This window comes from Nocardia vinacea (assembly GCF_035920345.1).
Taxonomy (GTDB): Bacteria; Actinomycetota; Actinomycetes; order Mycobacteriales; family Mycobacteriaceae; genus Nocardia; species Nocardia vinacea_A.
In genome coordinates, this window is sequence record NZ_CP109149.1 from 8,855,432 (window position 1) to 8,876,629 (window position 21,198).

Below are 21,198 nucleotides of genomic sequence, written 5' to 3' on the forward strand. Positions count from 1 at the left end.
TGGGTGTCGTTGGTTCAGAGAGCCTCTGAGCTGCGGATGCATTGAAATTCTGCCCAGTTTTGGCTGTGATATCGATTACTAGCGTTGGCGTGCGTGGGTTTCGTTGGTTGACGTCAGCCATTAAATGGCGGGTTTGATGACAAGCCACGACGGCTGGCCAGCAACCATGCCGGACATGAGCGACCGGACGAGAGTGCAGTTTTGCCATCGCATGGGCGTCGATCCCCTGCAGTTGGCCCTGTCGTAGGTTCGTGCCCTGGGCAGGACACGCAAAACATGGGCAACTGGAAAACGCCTGGTCATCGTGGGTTCCTATCCGATCTGACGATCGCGGTCTGTCGATACGGATAGGTCTCTGGTCCCATCTTCGATGTGCCCACGGGGTGATCATCATCCGTTTCGAACGGAACAAGTACTCGACTACTCGTGCCATCGGCGAATCCCACCGCAAGACTTTATTTCATGCGTGGCGCACGTCTCGTCGGTGCAGCGGTCCATCGCAGTTCAGGAGGTTCTCCATGCCTTGGGATCCGGAACCCATAAATTCGCAGATCCTGTCAGTTCATGCGGCGCTCGTGCCGGGAGGCATGAAAGGCAAGGTGGTGATGCTCGGCGGTTCCGAGCACAACCCAGAACAGGGAGGTACCGACGATCAGCCTGCTGACCCCGACAATGTCGACCGAACGGTAATCTACGACGTCGCCGCCCGCGGCGATGCCGTCAAGATCGATTCTCCAACCACCGACGTGTTCTGCTCCGGTCATGCCTTCACTGCCGACGGCAGGCTGCTCATCGCAGGGGGAACCGAGTCGTGGGGCGCGGACGGGGGCGACGTAGGCGGACCCGGCGGCGGGCATGGGCATGTACACGGCAACTTCGGCGGCCACCAAGCGTGTTGGATGTTCAATCAGGATCGCGAAACCTGGGATCGTGTCGCCGACCTCGGTTTCCAGGTGGGTCCCGGCAAGGGCGGTGGTCGTTGGTACCCGACGATCCTCACGTTGCCGTCCGGAGACCTCGTTGCGTTCGGTGGGCATCCGAGTCGACGCTCGGAGGACTGGCACGAGAACGAACTTCCGGAGCGGTACTGGTCGCAGGCGAATACCTGGACGTGGTATCCGACCCCGATCCATTTCGAGCACCCGACACTACGCGGGAACTGGTACCCGCGGGCCACGCTCGTCACCGGCGGGCTGATCTTCTTCACGACCAAGCACAACAACGAGTGTCGGCTGTTCGATCCGAATACGGGCGCTCTCACCGGGCCGGTCATGGACCCGCCCGGTGGGATGTACGACGCAGGATGGGACTACTCGGTCATCGGGCTGCCACTGGTCCCAGGCGACGGCTACCGAACCAGGGTGATGGCGGTCAACGACGTCACTCCCCGCTTCATCGAACTCGACCTCAGCGCGGGAGCGAGCACTCCCGAGTGGGCAGACGCAGGAGATCGAACCGGCACCGCCGAGGGTAAGCGCCGGGTGTTCTCGTGTCCGGTGTACCTGCCCACCGGCCAGATCTTCGTGTCCGGCGGGATCAACGACGATCTGACACCGAGTGGGCGCGACGACGACAACGCCGTCAAAGAACCCGAATTGTTCACGCCGAACATCGACTGGTCGAACCTCGAGTACCGGGCCGGGGCCGTGGGAGAGTGGGACACGATCGAAGAGCCGGCACAGAAGGCGCGCAACTACCACAGCGTTGCGCTCTTGCTCCCGGACGGCAGCGTCCTCGTTTCCGGTTCCAACATAGACGGACAGAATGGAGAGCCCGACGAAACAAGGGCACAGCTCAACATCGAACTCTACTTCCCCGACTACTTCGACGATCCCGGCCGACCGACGATCGCCACCGCACCATCGCTGCTCACCCTCGACGAGGCCGACTTCACCTTCACGATGGGATCTGCTGCCGAAGCGGCATCGATCCGCCAGGTCGCCCTCATTCGGTGCGGTTCTGTTACTCACGCAGCGGACTTCGACCAGCGGTTCGTAGCTCTTCCGTTCGACGTGACGGCCGGAACGGCGACAATCACAGCGGACCTACCCAGGGATGCATCCGTGCTACCACCCGGCTACTACATGCTCTGGGCCGTCACCGAAGAAGGCCTGCCGTGTGAGACCGCACAGATTGTCCGCGTCGCGCACGTTTCGTGCGACGTCGTGCTCGATCGAAGCAGATTTTCAGAGGAAGAGGTGCTCTCCTTCGCGCCGGCTGACGCCGACTTCCCGTTCGCCATCTACGCGATGTTCGACGGATACCTGGCGGGCGAGCTTCCCACCAGCCTGATCCCAGAACTGGAATGGGCCGACACCAACACTCCGGTTGCCATGTCGGACATCGCGCTCACCCAAGAAGGGGGTCGCTGGCTGGAACACCTGGGACGGCCCGAAGCCGCCCAGCGGGTCACCTACCCGTTCACAGTCGAGATCCGCAACCCCGACATCTTCGACACCTTCGCCGACAAACGGACCATCCGGGTCACCTTCCGGCATGAAACTACTTCCTGCACTGCGAGGTTCGACCTGGTGAAGAGTCCGAATCCGTACATGGTCGACATCGATCCGGTGGCGCGGAATCCACATTGGTTGAGCACCGACATCCGAACCTTCCGGGTGCGCGCCGGTCAGATGTTACTCGGCGACTACGACCTCACCCAAGGAACCGGTGCGGGCGCTCCGGAGACGTTCGCGAAGGCGCTCATCGACAAGTTCAGGGAGCTGCCGAACGACAGAGCCCATCCGTTTTACGACCTCCCGACGGAGGGCGACGCAGCGGCCGTGGACCTCGCGCCGTTCGAGGGCTCCGCTCGTGTGTACAACTACGCGGTCGCCAAGGTCCGATACCGAGCCGTCACCACCGAAGCGACACACGTGAAGGTGTTCTTCCGACTGTGCACGACGGCGGCGACCGGCCTGGAGTACAACACCGACGGTGTGTACCGGAATACAGGAACGAGTGCTGACCCGGTTCCCGCTCTCGGCCTGGCCGGCGACGAGGTCGCGAGCATTCCATTCTTCCTCAGCCAGCGAAAGAACACCGTGAATGGCCAGGCCGGCGCAACGACGATGGCAGACCAGGAACTGGCGGAGCACTATGAGTTCCAAGACATCGACCCGACAGCCGGCCAGGAAGTTACTGCCTATTTCGCGTGTTGGCTCGACATCAACGAGCCCGACGTCAAACGTTTCCCGCTCACGCCGGGCACCGAGCACGGGCCGTGGGCCGATGCATCGGCTCAACCGATCCAGGAGTTCTTCCGGAGCCCACACCAGTGCCTCGTCGCGGAGATCTTCTTCGCTGACGACGAGACCAACACCGGTGACACACCAGGGAACTCGGACAACCTGTCGCAGCGCAATCTGGTCCTGCTGCACTCTGACAACCCGGGTGCCCCGTTCTCGCACCACGTCGTGCATCCCTTCGAGGTCAAGCCGTCGGCGTTCCGGACGTTCCCCGACAGGGTCAGGCCTGATGAGCTCATCGTCAACTGGCACAACCTGCCACGCGCCAGCGAGGTGACTCTGTACTTCTCGAATATCGACACCAGGGACATTGCCGGTTTGGCGGCGTTCTTCCGCAACAGTCCGGCGCCTTTCACGGTCCTCGACGACAAGACGCTGAAATGCACGGTAGCCAATCACACCTGGATCCCGATTCCGGGTGGAACCGGAACCAACATCCCGGCCCTGCTCAGCGTCCACCTACCGGACACGGTGCAGTCAGGCGAGCTTTACAGGATCAGCATCCACCAGGTCGAGGGTGCAAGCCGTCGCGTGATCGGGTCGATCGCCTTCGACATCCCGGTGTCGAAGGCGGAGCTACTGCTCGATCGCGAACTTCGCACGCTGTCGATCATGAAACACATCGGGCAGACGATTCCCAGTACCAATCGGTGGTACCCGATCTTCCTCCGATACCTTGCCTTCCTGGCGGCTCGAGTCGACGGCCTCGGCGGCGACTCGACCACAGTGCATGCCAACCCGGACGGCAGCGGCAGACCCGTCCGCCCCAAACATCCGGAACATCCTTGCTTCGATGGCGATCAGCTCACCGACACGTTCGCGAAATGCTGTACAAGCATCGCGAAGGTCCTTTGCAGCATCCCGCCCGCCTGCGTCGTGTCGAGGTTGTGTCGCCGGCGGAAACGGGAGAGCTGTCAAACCAGGCCAGGTTGATCCTGGAGTCGATCAGCATTCTCGATGATTGCGACCAGGATCGGGAGATCGAGGCGTGCTCATGCACAGCGCCGACGACGACGGCTAGGAACCGATAGCTGACTCCCGCAGAACCGAGCGGGGACATGCATCCGTTTACGCGTCCACTCAGCGTAAACGCGCGTGCAGACGACTTCGGGTATCTGTGCAATCGATTTCGAACATCGACAACCACCAGGACGACCGTGCCAGCATGGTGTTCAACAAACGTGTCGAAAACGGTTGGTGTTCAACAAGTCCTGTCGGACCTTTTCTCTTACAGCCACGGCCATGACCGCGACGACCGACCAACCTGATGCGCTCGCGCTCGACGGCGACGCCCTCGATCCGATCGGCGGAGGCGGCGGCCACGTCGGCTACGGACGAGTGTCGACCAAAGGCCAGCTGCTCGACCGCCAGATCGCCGCCCTCACCGCGGCCGGATGCCAGCGGATCTTCACCGACAAGAAGTCCGGCAAGAACGCCGAGCGAGAGGAACTGTGGGCGTGCCTGGACTACCTGCGCCCCGGCGACATCTTGGTAGTGCCATCCCTGGATCGGCTCGGCCGCTCGCTGCAGCAGGTCAGGCAGCTGATTCGGGAAGGTGCCGTGCGGCGTACCAACGCAGGACTGCGTGTAGGGCTGTGGCTTGCTGTTTTGCCAGAGCTTCGCCGTCGGGTCCGTCTGCAGTCTCGATCTCGTAGGCTGCGTCGAGTGGCTGACGCTGAGGTCGTGCTCGGGTTGGGGAATTCTCGTCTGGTTGTGCGATGTCATCGGTCATGCTTGTGTGTCCCACTCCTCGGAGTGGATTGCACGTAGATCGCGCCGATCGAAGTTGGAGGGTCGTCGGCTCTGAGCTAGCACCCCAGGGCACGAACCTGCGACCCGTGACCTGGGGTTTCTTGTGTGTCCCGGTTTTCACCTCTTGTCAAAATGGCCCTGACCTGCGCAAATGATGCGCAGGTTGGCGCCCCCGGCGGGGCGTGTCGAACATGGGAACGGGGATGACCTGCGGTTTTCGGGTGGGCGGCTGGTGATCGAAGCCGATTATCAGTTATAGGCGGTTGGTTCCGCCGTCTTGCTGGGCCGCTTGCCATCATGCGATCTCGAGGAAGACGTTGGCCTGCTGCTGGGCGAGTGCCGCGCCCTCGGCTTTGTCTTGGTGGTCGCGTCTCCGCGACAACCTCGAAGCCCGCATCATCGAGGCCAAGCGCGAGGGTTGGGCCGCTGTCGAGGTTCCTGTCCGACGTCAGTCGTTCAGGCAATGGTGCACGGTAGCTCCGACATTGAAAGGCGGTTTCACGGCCGCCGCTCGGGTTCGGGATTTGCTGCGATCTCAGTAGATCGACATTCCGCCGCCCACCCATCCGTATGCGTCGACCATGGACCACTGGGAGTTGTCGAAGATCATTTCGATCGCCGACTGCGGAAGTGGAAACTCTGAGTCCGAGGATCTGGCCGCCCACAGCGACGCGAACAAAGGTTGCCTCGCCGAGCGCGGACAGGTGGGGGCTGATCGTTTCAGCTACGTCAACGATCAGCTTCTGGAACAGCTCCTGGCCGCCCTCATCATCGAGATCGATGTCAACGTGCAGCTCGTCGATATCCTTCCCGTCCTCTTCGGATTCGGAGTGATTGGGGGTGATCTCGTACACTTCCGCCAGCTTGCCGCCCAGCCAGGCAGCGTCGATCAACGGTTGGTCGCCGATAGCCGTACTCACGGCATATCGCCAGTCGTGCTCATGTCCCTCATCGAAGGCCTTGGCGAAGAACGTGCGCGTGATCGCCCAGAGTGCGACAGCGTGGACTGCCGCTTCGTTGTGGGCCTCGTCATTGTCGGCCGCTATGAGACCTGCAGGTTCCAGCACATTCCATGCGTACCGATACCATCCGCGTTCGCCGCGGTTCTCATACCAAGCCCAGCCGAGCTCGTCCAGGACCGGCTCGATCTGCTCGAAGGAAACGCTAGTGGCCAATGAAACATGTGTACTTGATGCGGACGAACACGGCGTTGCATCGGTGTGCCCGATCCGGCGCGGGCGACGCATGATTGTGAACATGGCATTCGCGCTGAGCTGAGCGCGGCGGTGTCGCACGAGACGATGGACTCTGTGGTCGGCGCCAGGGGCCGAGTGAAGGGGAGCAGACCGGTGCAACGCCTCGAATTGAGTTCTGTGGACGGTATCCGGCTGGATTTCGCGGTCCACCACTGCACGGTCGAGCCCCCACTGGGAGTGGTGCTGTTGGTGCACGGCATCACGGTGGACATGGACGAGGGCGGGGGCATGTTCGTCCGGTTGGCGCAGCAGTTGGTGTCGCAGGGGTTCGATGTCGTGCGGTTCTCTTTCCGAGGGCACGGTGCGAGCGGTGGAACTCAGCAGGGGGTGACGATCGCCGGTGAATGCCTGGATCTGCAGACCGCAGTGACCGCGGTCCGCGAGCGATTCGCTGGGCAGCGAATGTCGATTGTGGCGGCGAGCTTCGGTGCCGTGTCGACGGCACTGTCGCTGTCGCGGCTTGACGATCTCTATCGGCTGGTGCTGTGGAACCCGGTGCTGGATCTGCGGCGCACTTTTCTGGTTCCGGAGTTGGCGTGGGGCGAGGAGAATTTCGGTGCGATTGGGCAAAAATATCTGGCCGACAACGGTTTTCTGCTCGTCGATGGTGAGTTCCAGCTCGGTCGTGTCCTGTTCACCGAGTTCGCGCGTTACCAGCCGCTGGATGACTTCCATGCCGCCGACGTGCCGACGCTGATCGTGCACGGCGACCACGACACGGCAGTGTCGTATGACGTCGCTGCCCAGGCCGCGCGATCACGATCACACACCACGCTGCAAACGATTGCCGGGTCGGACCACGGATTCGACTCCCGGGCACGCGAAGACCAAGCGATCAGACGACCGTTGACTGGCTGCTCGAACAGTCGATGTTGTGACGGGGGTGAAGCTCTCGCAACTGTATGCTCCGATCCGACTCGGCGAATCCGTGATCGTCGGGGAGCATTGCACGCTCGGGTATCCGAAGGAATCCCGTATCGAGACGCGCAACGCGGGCAGCACACGATCGGTGAACCTGTCGTGATCGGAGACCGCAGCCTGTTGTTCAACTAGGTGGTAGTGAACGAAGGCACCACGCTGGGGGCGGACTGCGTGGTGGAGGATCGTTCCCGGATCGGCTACGGCTGCGTGATCGGTGACCGGACGAGAGTGGTGCAGCCCCTCCGACAAAGTCGGAATGATCTCAGTGCGTCCGGATTACGCGATTGTTGCGCGCATCCCCAGGAACTGCTTCACCTCTGCAACTGCGGCATGCGGCCGTACCGCAGTCGCGATTGCATCCAACTTGCGTTGTAATCGAGCGGGCCCAACCGCGCTGATGCTGTTGAAGTTCGCCGTAAGCAGCGCACAGCCGTAGGCAGCATCGCCAGCCTTGATGTGGGTGTGGGCAAGCTCCAACTGCCACACGCTTCGCTCACGGGGCCATTGCGCTGTACCGGCAATAGCCTCCTGCAGATAAGCCACGGCCTGGTTGTAGTGACCGGCTCCCAGGTACGAAATGCCGGTCAGCCCGTTGAACTCCGCTTCGGGCAGCCATACCCAATCGGGGTCATATCCTCGTCCGGACTCGTACGCGCGGTGTGCCCGGCTAAGCGCTTTCTCCATCGCTGGCTTGTCAGAAGCGGCACCCAGAGCTTGTGCCTCGCGAAGAGTGGTCAGTGCGCGCACCTTCGGGCCACCGCTGCGACGAGCGGCATCCTGCGCGGCCTGGGTCAGATGTACTGAGTCCTGCGGACGTGGCTGGCGGCCGGGAAGTCCTTCCAGCCCGTCGGTATCCAGGTCGATAATGCTGGCGTTGAGCAACGCGTGCGATGTGGCGATCCCGTCGCCTGTTGCAGCCGAAGTCTGGGCTGCGTCGGCATAGTAGCGGCGGGCGGCGTTTCTACGATCCGCGTCGTAGTGCACCCATCCTGCGGCGGTCATCATCTCGGCCGTGGCCGTGGCCAGCGCTTTGCCGGTGTCCTCGTTGTAGCTGCCGCTGTCGAGCAGCTGCTGGACGTAGCGGGCCTGGCCAGCCGCCAGATGGCACAGCCGGTCACCGCCAACAACGAGATCCAACTCGTGAATCTGGTTGATACTGTCCGTGATTTGAGCGATGTCGCTGGCACCGACTTTTATCCCTGATGACGCAGCGTGGGCTGGCACGTTCGCCGCGACCATGGCGGCGCCTGCGCCCCCGAGTGCCCCTGCTCTGAAGAAGTTGCGACGGTCCACGTCTGCCTCCTCGTCGAGTCGCAGGACACGGACGTCGTGTGAGGCGGGGCCGCCGCGCTCCAAGCCCGAGATTGCGGGCTGAGAGAAGTTCAGCAACTCTCCCAGCTCCGCCTGGGTCATCCCGATAGATTTCCTAATCCGGCGGATGACTTCGCCGGTTGTCATATACATATCCAGCGTCCCCAATTGTCGGCTGATTTGCCCAAGCTGTCTACCTGAAAACCGTTCCCCCGCAGAATATATGGGTTTTCGTATAAACAAAACGGAAACCTAAATTTTCGCGCCCACCCGGCGTTTTAGCGGCTTTATGGTCGGTTTCGGTGCCCGGCACCGGGCAGACGCCGTTATCCCCTCGGGCGGCGCATTGGCCCCTGTGAGCCGGGGCCGGTGGCGAAAGCCCTCGGTGCCGGGCACCGCTTCACCTTTACCGACCGTTATTTGACCGGAAAGAAGCGATGCCCGATGCCCACGAATTCCCTTGCCATGTACCAACTCATCGCCCTGTGCGACGCAGGCGCCCATCAGGCACCGATGCTGCCGTTCACGATCGCCCAAGCGCACGAGGTCATGCAGATCCACCTTGCCTGCCGAGCGAAGCAGTGCCCGCGCAAGGCTGCCGCACAGCAGATCCTGGTCGACGCCGGCTGGATCGTGCTCGCAGCGGATAAACCGCGGTGATGGTGGTGACGACACATCAGTCGCATATCGCAACTCCACCGCGCCGAATTCGCCACATCCACATCGAATCCGGAGCGCTGAACTTGGATTACCAAGCCAGTGCCGAACAAGCCCAAAACGTGGCCGATGAACTGGCCCAGGGCTTTCCCGAATTCGTTGTCACGGTCGATGACGATGTGCGCCTCGATCTGCCGCCTTTGCCGTGCGGCGAACTTTGGGACTGACCGCACCGGCCAACTATCGAGCACCAGTTGTCTGCGAAATGTGAAGGGACGCTCCACTGTGACATCTGACCATCAACCACCAGATCATTTTGTACTCGGGCTCTTACCGAACAGACCGGCGTTGTTTTCAGCCCCACCGATTGAGGCTCGGCCCGACCAGCCACTGCCGGATGCCGGGCCGTTCCTCCGGGTGTTCGCGAGCGTAGACGAACCCGGCACGGTGCTCATGCGTTGTGCCCAGCAGTACATCGGCATCTGGCGCCACGTCTACGAGCATGGCCGCAACACGGGGCGCCCCAGCCGAGGAGCACCTTTCACTGCTGACGTGGCTGATAGACCGCGAAGCGGGCGGGCACGTCAGCGGGATTACGGTCGACGCTGACGCACCGACGAATCCGTCGTCGTATGGCGAGATGGTGGCCTGGCTGGGCTGGAAGTACCTGCTGGCGGCGCTGCGGCAGAACCAACCCGCTCACGCCGAACACGATGCGGCGGAACTGAATCGGCAGATCGAAGCGCTCGACCGGTTGGTCGCGGATGTGCGGGCTGGACGGGTGCGGTTGCCGGACAAGGCCGGGGGTGTGTTTCCGCCGAAGACGATTCGGCCGGAAGGGTCAACCAGCGACGAGTCTGACAGACCGCAGGCGAATGGGTCGCCCGATGAGGCAGAGTGCTGATGACGAACTCCTTCAGCCACAGGACATTCGTTCAAGCCGAGGGAGTGCTCGCGGAGTACATGTGTCAGGTGCACCTGATGGAACTCACCCCTGAGCGTGCTCGCCAGCTCCTCGAGATCCACCGCTACCACCATCCGGATGACTGCGTGGTGCATGCGGAGGCGGCATATCTGCTCGTGTGCAAGGACGAATCCTGAACAATGCCACCGCTGCTCGTCGCCATCCCGTGGAGCGGCTCAGTCGTCTTCACAGCGGTCCTGTGCTTCCGGCTGGGCTACTGGTGGAAGACAACCGAGCTGCAGGGGCGGCACGCGGTAGGGAATGTATCGAGAAGGGACGATCCGTGGGAGTACGACGAGAACGAGCTCGGCGACGAACTATCGACGAGTGCATCGCCGCTGGCGAGGCCGCGGCGGTGGTGGAGCGAAGATGACGACACCGAGGTAATTCCGGTGATCGAAGACGCCGCTGATGACCAGTAGCTCGAACGTGCGCCATCAACCTAGCCCGCTCCGTTTCAGGAGCGGGCTGTTGACGTTCTTTCGACTTCGGTTTCGTCCCTCTGCGCGGCCGAATTGCCGGTGCCCGTTCAGATCTCCCGGTACCGCGACAGAACCTGCTTTACAGCATCGGTGACCGGTGGTTCTTCGGTCAGACTGGTCCACGTGTAAGTGTCGTGCTCAGTCAGCTCGACCGAATCGGCACTAGCAATCTCGACAGTGAAGTTGAACTGGCGGCTCTTCTTGCCGCTGCCGGACTGGTAGTCGAACTCGCCGAGGTAGTTCGTGATGGCGGTGACGTCGAGGCCGGTCTCCTCTTTGACTTCCCGGATCAGGGCTTGGTCGATGGATTCGCCGGGATCGACTTTGCCGCTGGGAAGTTCCCAGATCCCACCCATGAAATCATCAGCGGGGCGTTGCAACAGCAGAATCTTGCCGCCGTGTTCGACGACCGCCCCCACGACGAGTTGTTGCACCTCGTCACGGTCGGCTTCCCGCGTCAACTTCTCCAGCAGTGTTGTCTCGATCATCGAGTTCTACCCTTTCAAATCGGCGTGGTGAGTGATGACTTTGTAGAGCGCTTCGATGTAGTGGTCGACGAGCGGCAGGTCCTCATCTCGATGCCAAACAGGGAGCTTGAGCGTGGCATGGTGGAGCTCTTCGGCCCGTGGATAGTCACCTGGGGCGTAAGCCAGCTTGCCAGTGAAGGCGGGAAACAATGGACCTGGTTCTTGGAAAAGCGGCAGCAGGTTCAGCGGGCAGGTCGATCCTGGTCGGTCGAATTCGTGGCAGCCCTCGGCCTGCAACGCGGCGTGGAAGCGCTCGCCCGGCACGTCATCGAAGAATTCACCGTCGTAGAGAATCGTGAGTCCGTACCAGGCTGGCCGGGTGTGTGGTTCGTGCCAGGTGATGGTCAGGCCCGGCTCTAGCTGGAGTTCGTCGTGGATGTGCTCGGCGATGCGCTGTCGCCCGGCGAGGTAGTCATCCAGATGTGAAAGCTGTTGCAGCGCAATGGCTGCGGCCAGTGGGTGGATGCGATGTTTGAGTCCCATACCTGTAACGGCGTATCGGCTGAGGTCGGAACGCGTTGGGATTTCGTTTCGGCACCGCTTGTTGTACTGGCCATGTAGCAAGACGCGGTGATACACCTGCTCGTCATCGGTGAGGATGAAGCCGCCTTCCCCGGCAGACAGCGGTTTTGGTCCATTCATGCTGAAAGCGGCGGCTCGCCCGAACGTGCCGAGCTTCTTCTCACCGATGCTCGCCCCGTGAGCGTGGGACGCGTCTTCGAGCAGTAACAAGCCGTGAGCGTCCGCCAGTGTGCGCAGACGTTGGACTTGTGCGGGCATCCCCCACATATGCGTTACCACAATGGCTTTGGTGCGTTCGGTGATACGTCGCGGCACGTCGACCGGATCGAGGTTGCCACTCGTGTCGCAGTCGGCCAGGACGGGGGTCGCGCCCAGGTGCAAGAGCGGTGTGGCGGTGGCGAAGAACGTATACGCAGGCACGATCACTTCATCGCCTGGCCCGATGCCGCAGGCGGCGTACATCGAATACAGCGCAGATGTGCCTGAGCTGGTGAGGATGGCGTGGCGGACACCGAAGTAGTGCTGAAGTGCATCTTCCAGTCGGGCGATGACACCCGAGCGATCGTAGATCGAGATGCCTTGGTCGAGCTGATCGAGGACGGCGATGCTGGTGGCCTCGGTCAGTGGCGGCCATGAAAAGTGCCGCGCCACTCCAGATATGACAGGCGGGCCGCCGAGCAGGGCGAGTGGTGAGGTCACAACAGTTCCTTGGGATTGAGGTGGATGTGGGTGCGCGCAGCCTCGTAGCAGGAGGCGACAAAGGCCATGTGCGCGAGGTTTTCGGCTGGACCGCTGAGGTTCGGTCGTGTGCCGTCGATGACGCGGTGAAAGTAGTCGATCTGGCAGGCTGCGGCCGAGGGCCAGGCTTGTTCACGATGCAGTGACTCGATGACCTCGCCGCTGTTCGTTAGTCGGCGGATGCGGCCACGCTCCAGATGCACGACACCCTCAGACCCGACGAGCCGGATCTCTTCGGTCTTCGGCCCGAGGAACCGCGACAGGAGCAACGAACCGTAGAGGCCACTCTCGTACGAAAAGTGAACGAGCGCAGTGTCCTCGGCGTCGTAACGCCGGTCCGGCCGCGCACCGACCGACAGCTCAGCAGCGATGCTATCGGGCAACCCGAAATACCACAGGAGCAAGTCGATGAGGTGGTAACCCATGTCGATCACGCAGCCGCCACCCGCCTTGGCAGTCTGCCCACGCCAGCCCTCCGACGGGTCATCGACATGCACGGTGTAGCGCGCGTCGATCAGAAACGGCGCGCCGATCTGATCAGCGAGCTGCGGAAAGCTCGTATAGATCGGATTGAATCGCCGTTGCAGCGTGACCATCAGCTCGATGCCGGATCGTTCGCACAAATCCGCCAGTTCGATGGCCTCCAACAGGTCGGTGGCAAACGGCTTCTCCTTCAGCACGTGCACCCGATGCTTTGCGGCACACTCGATCACCGCCCGACCAACATCGTGCGGCACGCAAACCACTACGAGGTCGAGCACCTCGGCCTCGAACATTTCGAGGTAATCGGTGAAACCGGGCACCTGATGCAATGTTTGCTGCTCGCGCACGACGCTCGCGTCCGCATCACAGACGGCAACCAGGTCGACATGCTGTGACGCCACCAGCGCTGGAAGGTGATCGTTGATTGCCTGACGCCCGAGGCCCACCACAGCGGCGCGCAGTGTTGTGCCGCGGTCAGCGACACGGCGCGAAGTGCGCCACCCGGATTCAACGTCCGAACAGGCGATGCGCGACGCCGGTGCCGCACCGAGAGCGCCTCGGACCGATGCACATGGTCTCATTGGATCCCCCAACTGATCACGTTGTGCATGACGTCCCCGCTAGATCGGAGCCGTTGTTCCAGCCTCACGTACGCGGCGCTTTTAAAAGAGGGCAAGTTACGGGGCAGACAATCCGCTCCAGCTCCGCGTCGGTGCCGGTGGATAGACTTGACCAACCGATACCGGCAAGGGACGCATGCAACCGAACGTGCAACTCCAGCAGCGACGGGAAGCCACACCGTCGCGGGTGACTTCTGGTCAGGTAATGGGCCGCGCCGAGCTGGCCGAGGCCGTCAATGCCTACATCTGGCGCCAGCACGGTCAGCGGCGCGAACTCGATGCCCGCACCATCGCCCGCTACGAGCGCGGCACTGTCCGCTGGCCCAACGAGCTCTACCGGGAAGCGTTCCGCACCATCCTGCACGCCACCGATAACGAGCTGGGCTTCATACCGAATCGTCGGCGACGCGAAGCGGCGCTACAGCCGGACGGCACGCTAGCGATAAACCTGTTCAGCCCTTTCGATCCAGGCATCGGTCCTGCCCACTATTTCGGCCCGAACGCCGACGACAAGCCGATCCGCCGTGTCGGCACGACCGAGGTCATCGACGTCCAAACGGCCACGCGCACAATCGCTTCGGCGGAAAACCTGCGTGGCGGCGGCTCGATCAGCCTTGTCGCGGGCAGACAACTTGGCCGCTTCGCGCGACTACTCGATGCGAAAGCGTCGCCGACCACCCGCCGGGCCCTGCTCGAAGCGATCGGCAACTTCGGCAGCGTCGCCGGATACGCCGCCTTCGACATCGGCGATCACACAGCGGCCGAGCGCAGATTCCGGCTCGCACTCTGGTGCGCCGACACAGCCGGATCGTGGGAGCTGCGCGCCAGCACGCTCGCCGACATGGCACGCAAGATGGCCTATATCGGCAACGCTGATGGCGGATTGTCGCTCATCGAGCTGGCCCAAGTGCGATCCGACCGACTCTCCGCCACAACACGCGCCATGCTCAGCGCCCTACGCGCCCAATACCTGGCCGCTACAGCACGACCCGACGAAGCACTCTCCGAAGTGGCACACGCCGACGAATACTTTGCCCAACGCACCCCCGCCACCGACGCCCCCTGGCTGTGCTTCTACGACGAGGCGGAGCACCTCGGCAGCACCGGCAAAGCCCTGATCCCGATCGCACAAGCTCGACACCGAATCGAGCTGGCGGCTCCTAGGATTCAGCGAGCCGTCGAACTTCAAGCCGCGGAATACCCCCGCTCCCAGACGTTCTCGCTCACGCGCCTGGCTACCCTGACCATGCAGCTCGGCGACCCGAAAGAAGCAGTAGCTCTTGGGCTCCGTGCCGCCACACAGGCCGGCCAGCTCGACTCTCATCGCATCCACAACGAACTGCAGCGATTGGCTGCTGCTTCGTCACGTCACCGGCGAATGAGGGACGTCGTGGAACTGCGCGAAGTCATCACCCGCCGATCTGCGGCGAAAGCAGCGTTATGACCGCAGCAACATCATCCGAGGAAATACTGGCGAAGGCCGCTCAACGAGCCGACCTCAACCTGAATGAGCACGAGGTGATCCGCGAAGGATCCCACGCCATCTATCGGGTCGGTGACATCGTGGCGCGGATCGGGAGACCCGGCAGCCTGAAGGATGCCGAGCGGGAGCTGCGGGTGTCGCAGTGGCTCAACAGGTCTGGTGTCCCGACCGTGGCAGCGGTATCGGAACTGCCTCAACCGATCGTTGTCGCCGACCGACCCGTCACCTGGTGGCATCTCATCCCGGACCATCGGCCAGCAACGCCTGCCGAGCTCGGAGCAATGCTCCGAGCACTCCATTCCTTGGCACCACCGGCCGATCCGGAGCTGCCGACATACGATCCGCTTGGTGATCTTCGCACCCGGTTGGCAACTGCGGGCACGGTGAACGACGATGACCGAACGTGGCTGCTGGCGCGCTACGACGAGCTACGCCAGCAATATGACACGCTGCCGGATCCGCTACGGCACTCGGTGATTCATGGTGATGCCTGGCAAGGCAATCTGGCCGTGCCGCCATCGGGTGTTCCGACAGTGCTGGATCTCGACAAGGTGTCGGTTGGCCGACCAGAATGGGATCTTGTTCAGCTCGCTGTCGACTACACGGACTTCGCGCGGATTCCCGAGACTGACTACCTGTCGTTCGTGGACACTTATGGCGGCCAGGACATCACACGGTGGTCGGACTTCAGAATCTTCGCCGATATCCAAGAGCTACGTTGGGTGGGATTCGCGCTGGAGCGCGCTGCAGCTAATGAGGTTGCGGCGCAACAAGCGAAGCATCGAATTGCTTGCTTGCGTGGGTACGTACCGAAGCCGTGGGAGTGGAAGGCACTCTAAGAGATCAGTTCAGAATGAGGCGGCGTGTCGGTTTGGTGTGCCGTGCAACGTCTTTGGGGCTCTTGCTGTGGTTGATGAAGTGGTGGCCGATGCGTTGTGGGCGAGGCTGGAGCGATTGATTCCGGTTCGGTAGCCGTGATTTCGGTATCCCGGCCGTCGGTGGACCGGCGACCGCGCGGCGTTGGAAGGCATCCTGTTCGTGGCCCGCACCGGTATCGGCTGGAACCAGCTGCCGACCGGACTGTTCGGAGCCTTCGGCGCGACCTGCTGGCGGCGGCTGGCCGAATGGCACGAAGCGGGCGTGTGGCAGCGGGCTGCATGAACACAGCTACTGAGCGAACTGCGCGCCGCCGGGCAGCTGGAGCTGTCGAACGCGCTTGTCGACTCCTCGCAGCTGCGGGCTCTCGAAGGGGGACCACACCGGCCACAGCCCCATCGACCGAGGCAAGCCCGGCTCCAAGCACCACCTGATCACCGACGCAGGCGGAACACCCCTTGCCGTCACACTGACCGGAACCGCAACGACGTCACCCAGCTCATCCCGCTGCTGGATGCCCTTGCCCGTCATCGGTGGGCGGGTCGGCCGCCCCTGGCGGCGTCCCCGATGGCTCTACGCCGACCGCGGCTACGACCACGACAAATACCGCAGGCTGGTCCGCGCTCGCGGCATCACATCGGTCATCGCCCGCCGCGGCACCACCCACGGTTCCGGACTCGGCAACGTCGCCTGGCCGGTAGAACGGACCTTCGCGTGGCTGCACGCATTCAAACGCCTCAGGACCTGCTACGAACGCTGCGCCGACATCCACCACGCCCTACATCTGCCTCGCCTGCTCGGTCATCTGCCTCCGAAAACTCATTCTGAACTGAGTTTTTAGCGCGTTGAAACGCTGGTTTCATCGAGGATGTGCCGCGCGATCCGGACCGGCACACAGCCAGCCGGTTGGTGTCTTGCGTCAGCCTTCTGGCAGGAACTGGCTGGTCATAAGGTTGATGCCATGAGTCGTGTCTCGCATAGCCGTCTTGTGGGCGGGGTGTGGTAGTTCCGCTTACATCATGTGCAGGCCGCTCGTACGTCAGGGTTGCGGACTCTGCTGGCCAGGCCGAGGCGATTGCTTGGTTGTCGGGTGGACAGCCCTCGAAGGGCCCCGACGCACCCACTTGATGATCTTGTTCTGGCGATCGGCAGTACTGCTTCATTTCCGTACCGCCACCACATCACCGCAGGTAGGATTTTCGCCGGGGGTTCGAGTCTGTGGGGTATTCGGGGGGTTGGGGGTATCTGCTGCGGGAGGGCACCACGCAGTGGTGCCCTCCCAGCACTTGCAATACACCGTCGTTCTACGAGAACTCGAGAAGAGGGAGGCTTCCATGAGCACAGCAGCTATCGCTACCGGGGCCGTTACCACGGTGGCAGGTACCGGCGCCTTTGGCTACGACGGCGATAACAAGCTCGCCATCTTCGCTGACCTCGGCAACCCGAGCGGTGTGGCGATGGACGGGGCGGGCAACCTCTACATCGCCGACGACGTCAACCATCGGGTGCGGAGGGTGGATCATGTCACCGGGCGCATCACCACGGTGGCGGGTACCGGCACCGAGGGCTACAACGGCGACGACCAGCTCGCCGTCAACGCCGACCTCAACTACCCGAGCGGTGTGGCGGTGGACGGGGCGGGCAACCTCTACATCGCCGATTTCGCCAACGATCGGGTGCGGAGGGTGGATCTTGCCACCGGGCGCATCACCACGGTGGCGGGTACCAGCCCCGACGGCCTCGCCGACGACGGCCTCGCCATCCACGCCTTACTCCGCGAGCCGCAGGGTGTGGCGGTGGATGGGGCGGGCAATTTCTACATCGCCGACTGCGACAACGGTCGGGTGCGGAGGGTGGATCCTGACGGGGTCATCACCACGGTCGCGGGTACCGGCATCTGGGGCTACAACGGCGACAACAAGCCCGCCATCGACGCCGAACTGCGCCAGCCGACCGATGTGGCGGTGGACGGGGCGGGCAACCTCTACATCGCCGACACCAATAACAACCGGGTGCGGAGGGTAGATCCAGCCGGGGTCATCACCACGGTGGCGGGCACCGGCACCGCGGGCTACGACAGCGACAACAAGCCCGCCATCAACGCCGAACTCAACGAGCCGACCGGTGTGGCGGTGGACGGGGCGGGCAACCTCTACATCGCCGACAACACAAACCAGCGGGTGCGGAGGGTGGATCCTGACGGGGTCATCACCACGGTGGCCGGTACCGGCACCCAGGGCTACAACGGCGACAACCAGCCCGCCATCGACGCCGAACTCCGCGAGCCGGAGGGTGTGGCGGTGGACGGGGCGGGCAACCTCTACATCGCCGACAGCAGCAACAATCGAGTGCGGAGGGTGGAGCCTGTCTTCACCGTCGTGCAGGACCCACCGGATCCGGTGGTGATGACCGCAGGGGTGAGCACGCAACTGAAGTTCACGCTGTCGGCGAACACTACGGTTCCCGCCGGTCGGAGTATCGTCCTCGGTTTCCCCTCCGGGGTGGGCCTGGCGCCCGGCGGCGTCGTCCGCTACCACTGCACCGACACCGACACTCCGCTGCCGGTCACGGTCGGCGCCGACGGGTCGGTGAGTGTCACCGCCGAGGAGATCACTGCCTCGACGGGATGCTTCTACTCCGTAGACGTCTGGGCCCCGGTCTTCATCGAGGATGTGCCCGAGGGCACCATCTCCATCGGCGGCACTACCCAGCCGATCCGTTTCCGCGTTCAGGAGCCTGTCTTCACCGTCGTTCAGGATGCCCCGGATCCGGTGGTGATGACCGCAGGGGTGACCACGCAGCTGGCATTCTCCGTGTCGGCGAACTGCACGGTTCCCACCGGTCAGAAAATCACCCTCGGTTTCCCCGCAGGCGTCGGTCTGGCACCGGGCGGCGTCGTCCGCTACCGCTGCCCGGACACCGGTATCGACACCCCACTGCCGGTCACGACCAGCCCCAACGGATCCGTCAGCGTCACCGCGAACGAGATCACCACCTCCACGACGTGCTTCTACTCCGCCGACGTCCAGGCCCCGGCGATCCCTGGGGGCACCGTCTGCGTCGGCGGCACCACCCAGCCGATCCACTTCAGTGTCGAAGCGGTGCCCTTACAGACACTTGCAACACACCGTCGTTATACGGAACTCGAGAAGAGGGAGGCTTCCAAGAGCACAGCAGCTATCGCTATCGGGGCCATTACCACGGTGGCAGGTACCGACGCCTCCGGCTACAACGGCGACAACCAGCCCGCCATCAACGCCGAACTCAACAGCCCGAGCGGTGTGGCGGTGGACGGGGCGGGCAACCTCTACATCGCCGACACCAATAACAACCGGGTGCGGAGGGTGGATCATGCCACCGGGCGCATCACCACGGTGGCGGGAACCGGCACCAACGGCTACAACGGCGATAACCAGCCCGCCATCAACGCCGGACTCGGCCCGTTCGATGTGGCCGTGGACGGGGCGGGCAACCTCTACATCGCCGACCTCGTAAACCAGCGGGTGCGGAGGGTAGATCCAGCCGGGGTAATCACCACGGTGGCGGGTACCGGCACCGCGGGTTACAACGGCGACAACCAGCCCGCCATCAACGCCAAACTCAACGAGCCGAACGGTGTGGCGGTGGACGGGGCGGGCAACCTCTACATCGCCGACCTCATAAACCAGCGGGTGCGGAGGGTAGATCATGCCACCGGGGTCATCACCACGGTGGCCGGTACCGGCACCCAGGGCTACAACGGCGACAACCAGCCCGCCATCCACGCCGAACTCTACCTCCCGCGTAATGTGGCGGTAGATGGGGCGGGCAACCTCTACATTGGGGACGAAGTCAACGATCGGGTGCGGAGAGTGGATCCCGCCGGGGTCATCACCACCGTGGCTGGTTGCGGCACCCAGGGCTACAACGGCGACAACCAGCCCGCCATCAGCACCATCCTCGACGGCCCGTGTGGTGTGGCGGTGGAGGGGGCGGGCAACCTCTACATCGCCGACCGCGGGGACCAGCGGGCGCGGAGGGTGGATCATGCCACCGGGCGCATCACCACGGTGGCGGGTACCGGCACCGCGGGCTACAACGGCGACAACCAGCCAGCCATCAACGCCGAACTCAGCTGGCCGCAGAGTGTGGCGGTGGACGGGATGGGCAACCTCTACATCGTCGACACCGGCAATGCGCGGGTCAGGAAGGTGGAGCATGCCGTGTTCACGGTCGTTCAGGATCCACCGGATCCGGTGGTGATGACGCCGGGGGTGACCACGCAGCTGAAGTTCACGGTGTCTGCGAACGCCACGATTCCCGCCGGTCAGACGACCATCACGCTCGATTTCCCCGCAGGCGTGGGCCTGGCCCCGGGCGGCGTCGTCCGCTACGTCTGCCCGGACACCGGCACCGACACCGAACTGCCCGTCACAGTCGGCCCCGACGGGTCCGTCAGCGTCACGGCCGAGGAGATCACAGCCTCGACAGCATGCTTCTACACCGCCGACGTCCAGGCCTCGACGATCCCCGAGGGCACCGTCTGCGTCGGCGGCACTACCCAGCCGACCAACTTCCGCATCAACCTGTAGACACATCTGGTGTAAGCGGTGCGGGGCGCGGAGGGGAGGATCACGATCATCGGGCCGACCCAGCCGGGCAGAGTCCTGAAGACAACGACCAATCCGGCTGCGGGCTGGTGTGACATCGAGGGCGGTCGCGTCTATGCCGCGACCGCCCTTCACCCTGAAGACCTCGCGCCTCATCAATAGCCAGGACCGGCACGGACGGGGACACTCCGAATCCAACCACCTCACCCCGACGGCGGAGTCGACCGCGCCTTGAGGAGCAAGGACGGCACCCACCGGCGACTGGACGACATCGACGCCCGCCGCAGGATCTGGACGCCCGGCGAGGACGACCCCGCGGCCCGGCTCTTCAACGCCGAGGCGCTCGACTGACTCGGCTCATCCCGGGATTTCGTGTGGTCAGCGCCGGGTTCGGGCGAGCGGCGCCAGGCATCGGCCCGCGTGACGATTTCCTCAATCGTCACAAACTCTGATCAGACAGATTGGGTCCTGGATGGCCCTGCGGTCAGCGCGGGACATCCCGTTGCTGTCCATGATCCGGGGCGAAAGGGGGGCCTTCAGTGGACAACGGATTGGGGCCGCTGCCGGATATCGCGACCGTGATGAGAGTGTTCGTGCGGACCGCAGACCGGGCGTCTCCTGGTGCCGGTCACTTCCATCGCGTCGAGGTCCGCGATATCGTGCCGCCCACCGGTCGCCTTTCGACCGCGATCAGCGAATCGTCGGGATCTGTCCGGGTGTGCGCGGCGAGTCGCAGAAACTTGCGTAGCTGTCTACCAGCAAACCAGAC

The 21,198-nt window shown here is 63.3% G+C and carries 19 protein-coding genes; 14 read left to right on the plus strand and 5 right to left on the minus strand.

Annotated features, from left to right (window positions below; genetic code table 11):
• Positions 1-518 precede the first annotated feature (518 nt).
• The 4 genes from OIE68_RS40045 to OIE68_RS40060 all read left to right on the plus strand — a co-directional run bounded on the left by OIE68_RS40045 (position 519) and on the right by OIE68_RS40060 (position 7,309).
• Complete coding sequence (locus OIE68_RS40045) at positions 519-4,181, plus strand: galactose oxidase early set domain-containing protein (RefSeq protein WP_327096090.1); 3,663 nt, start codon at positions 519-521, stop codon at positions 4,179-4,181.
• 309 nt (positions 4,182-4,490) lie between these two features.
• On the plus strand, positions 4,491-5,018 hold the full coding sequence (locus OIE68_RS40050; protein ID WP_327096091.1) for a recombinase family protein: 528 nt from the start codon (positions 4,491-4,493) through the stop codon (positions 5,016-5,018).
• A gap of 563 nt (positions 5,019-5,581) precedes the next feature.
• Positions 5,582-6,178, plus strand: coding sequence for a hypothetical protein (locus OIE68_RS40055; RefSeq protein WP_327096092.1), 597 nt, complete (start codon positions 5,582-5,584; stop codon positions 6,176-6,178).
• 171 nt (positions 6,179-6,349) lie between these two features.
• Complete coding sequence (locus OIE68_RS40060) at positions 6,350-7,309, plus strand: alpha/beta hydrolase (RefSeq protein ID WP_327096093.1); 960 nt, start codon at positions 6,350-6,352, stop codon at positions 7,307-7,309.
• 144 nt (positions 7,310-7,453) lie between these two features.
• On the opposite strand, the gene OIE68_RS40065 is transcribed toward OIE68_RS40060, so the two are convergent.
• Positions 7,454-8,641 carry a helix-turn-helix transcriptional regulator gene (locus OIE68_RS40065; RefSeq protein WP_327096094.1) on the minus strand — a complete coding sequence of 396 codons (1,188 nt, stop codon included), beginning with the start codon at positions 8,639-8,641 and terminating at the stop codon, positions 7,454-7,456.
• Between the two features lie 291 nt (positions 8,642-8,932).
• Here OIE68_RS40065 and OIE68_RS40070 point away from each other — a divergent pair, with 291 nt between their 5' ends.
• Together OIE68_RS40070 and OIE68_RS40075 are read left to right on the plus strand one after the other, a co-directional pair.
• Positions 8,933-9,148: a hypothetical protein gene (locus OIE68_RS40070; protein WP_327096095.1), complete on the plus strand. Its 216-nt coding sequence runs from the start codon at positions 8,933-8,935 to the stop codon at positions 9,146-9,148.
• A gap of 5 nt (positions 9,149-9,153) precedes the next feature.
• The gene (locus OIE68_RS40075) at positions 9,154-9,372 is read left to right on the plus strand and encodes a hypothetical protein (RefSeq protein ID WP_327096096.1); all 219 of its coding nucleotides are present in this window, start codon (positions 9,154-9,156) and stop codon (positions 9,370-9,372) included.
• A gap of 127 nt (positions 9,373-9,499) precedes the next feature.
• Here OIE68_RS40075 and OIE68_RS40080 read toward each other — a convergent pair whose 3' ends face one another.
• Positions 9,500-9,637 carry a hypothetical protein gene (locus OIE68_RS40080; RefSeq protein ID WP_327096097.1) on the minus strand — a complete coding sequence of 46 codons (138 nt, stop codon included), beginning with the start codon at positions 9,635-9,637 and terminating at the stop codon, positions 9,500-9,502.
• Positions 9,638-9,647: 10 nt separating this feature from the next.
• Between OIE68_RS40080 and OIE68_RS40085 the strand changes: the two genes are divergently transcribed.
• From OIE68_RS40085 to OIE68_RS40095, 3 genes are read left to right on the plus strand one after another with little or no spacing between them, the layout of a single operon-like run.
• Positions 9,648-10,049 (plus strand): hypothetical protein, encoded by a 402-nt coding sequence (locus OIE68_RS40085; RefSeq protein ID WP_327096098.1) that lies wholly within the window; start codon positions 9,648-9,650, stop codon positions 10,047-10,049.
• Complete coding sequence (locus tag OIE68_RS40090; protein WP_327096099.1) at positions 10,049-10,246, plus strand: hypothetical protein; 198 nt, start codon at positions 10,049-10,051, stop codon at positions 10,244-10,246. Before OIE68_RS40085 ends, OIE68_RS40090 begins: the two co-directional genes overlap by 1 nt.
• A 3-nt stretch (positions 10,247-10,249) precedes the next feature.
• The gene (locus tag OIE68_RS40095) at positions 10,250-10,531 is read left to right on the plus strand and encodes a hypothetical protein (RefSeq protein WP_327096100.1); all 282 of its coding nucleotides are present in this window, start codon (positions 10,250-10,252) and stop codon (positions 10,529-10,531) included.
• 107 nt (positions 10,532-10,638) lie between these two features.
• Here the strand turns inward: OIE68_RS40095 and OIE68_RS40100 are convergent, their stop codons facing one another.
• Genes OIE68_RS40100 through OIE68_RS40110 form a run of 3 tightly spaced genes read right to left on the minus strand, consistent with a single transcriptional unit; the run spans position 10,639 to position 13,310 of the window.
• Positions 10,639-11,079, minus strand: coding sequence for an NUDIX domain-containing protein (locus tag OIE68_RS40100; RefSeq protein WP_327096101.1), 441 nt, complete (start codon positions 11,077-11,079; stop codon positions 10,639-10,641).
• 6 nt (positions 11,080-11,085) lie between these two features.
• Positions 11,086-12,339 carry a DegT/DnrJ/EryC1/StrS family aminotransferase gene (locus OIE68_RS40105; RefSeq protein ID WP_327096102.1) on the minus strand — a complete coding sequence of 418 codons (1,254 nt, stop codon included), beginning with the start codon at positions 12,337-12,339 and terminating at the stop codon, positions 11,086-11,088.
• Positions 12,336-13,310 carry a Gfo/Idh/MocA family oxidoreductase gene (locus tag OIE68_RS40110; protein WP_327096103.1) on the minus strand — a complete coding sequence of 325 codons (975 nt, stop codon included), beginning with the start codon at positions 13,308-13,310 and terminating at the stop codon, positions 12,336-12,338. The genes OIE68_RS40105 and OIE68_RS40110 overlap by 4 nt, the downstream gene beginning before the upstream one ends.
• A gap of 358 nt (positions 13,311-13,668) precedes the next feature.
• On the opposite strand from OIE68_RS40110, the gene OIE68_RS40115 reads away from it, so the two are divergent.
• From OIE68_RS40115 to OIE68_RS40135, 5 genes are all read left to right on the plus strand, one after another.
• Positions 13,669-14,925 carry an XRE family transcriptional regulator gene (locus OIE68_RS40115; RefSeq protein WP_327096104.1) on the plus strand — a complete coding sequence of 419 codons (1,257 nt, stop codon included), beginning with the start codon at positions 13,669-13,671 and terminating at the stop codon, positions 14,923-14,925.
• Positions 14,922-15,803 (plus strand): aminoglycoside phosphotransferase family protein, encoded by an 882-nt coding sequence (locus tag OIE68_RS40120; RefSeq protein ID WP_327096105.1) that lies wholly within the window; start codon positions 14,922-14,924, stop codon positions 15,801-15,803. The genes OIE68_RS40115 and OIE68_RS40120 overlap by 4 nt, the downstream gene beginning before the upstream one ends.
• A 181-nt stretch (positions 15,804-15,984) precedes the next feature.
• The gene (locus OIE68_RS40125) at positions 15,985-16,125 is read left to right on the plus strand and encodes a transposase (RefSeq protein WP_327096106.1); all 141 of its coding nucleotides are present in this window, start codon (positions 15,985-15,987) and stop codon (positions 16,123-16,125) included.
• A gap of 55 nt (positions 16,126-16,180) precedes the next feature.
• Entirely contained in the window at positions 16,181-16,681 is a 501-nt protein-coding gene (locus OIE68_RS40130; protein WP_327096107.1) for a transposase, read from the plus strand.
• 493 nt (positions 16,682-17,174) lie between these two features.
• On the plus strand, positions 17,175-20,411 hold the full coding sequence (locus OIE68_RS40135) for a hypothetical protein (protein WP_327096108.1): 3,237 nt from the start codon (positions 17,175-17,177) through the stop codon (positions 20,409-20,411).
• Positions 20,412-21,198: the final 787 nt, after the last annotated feature.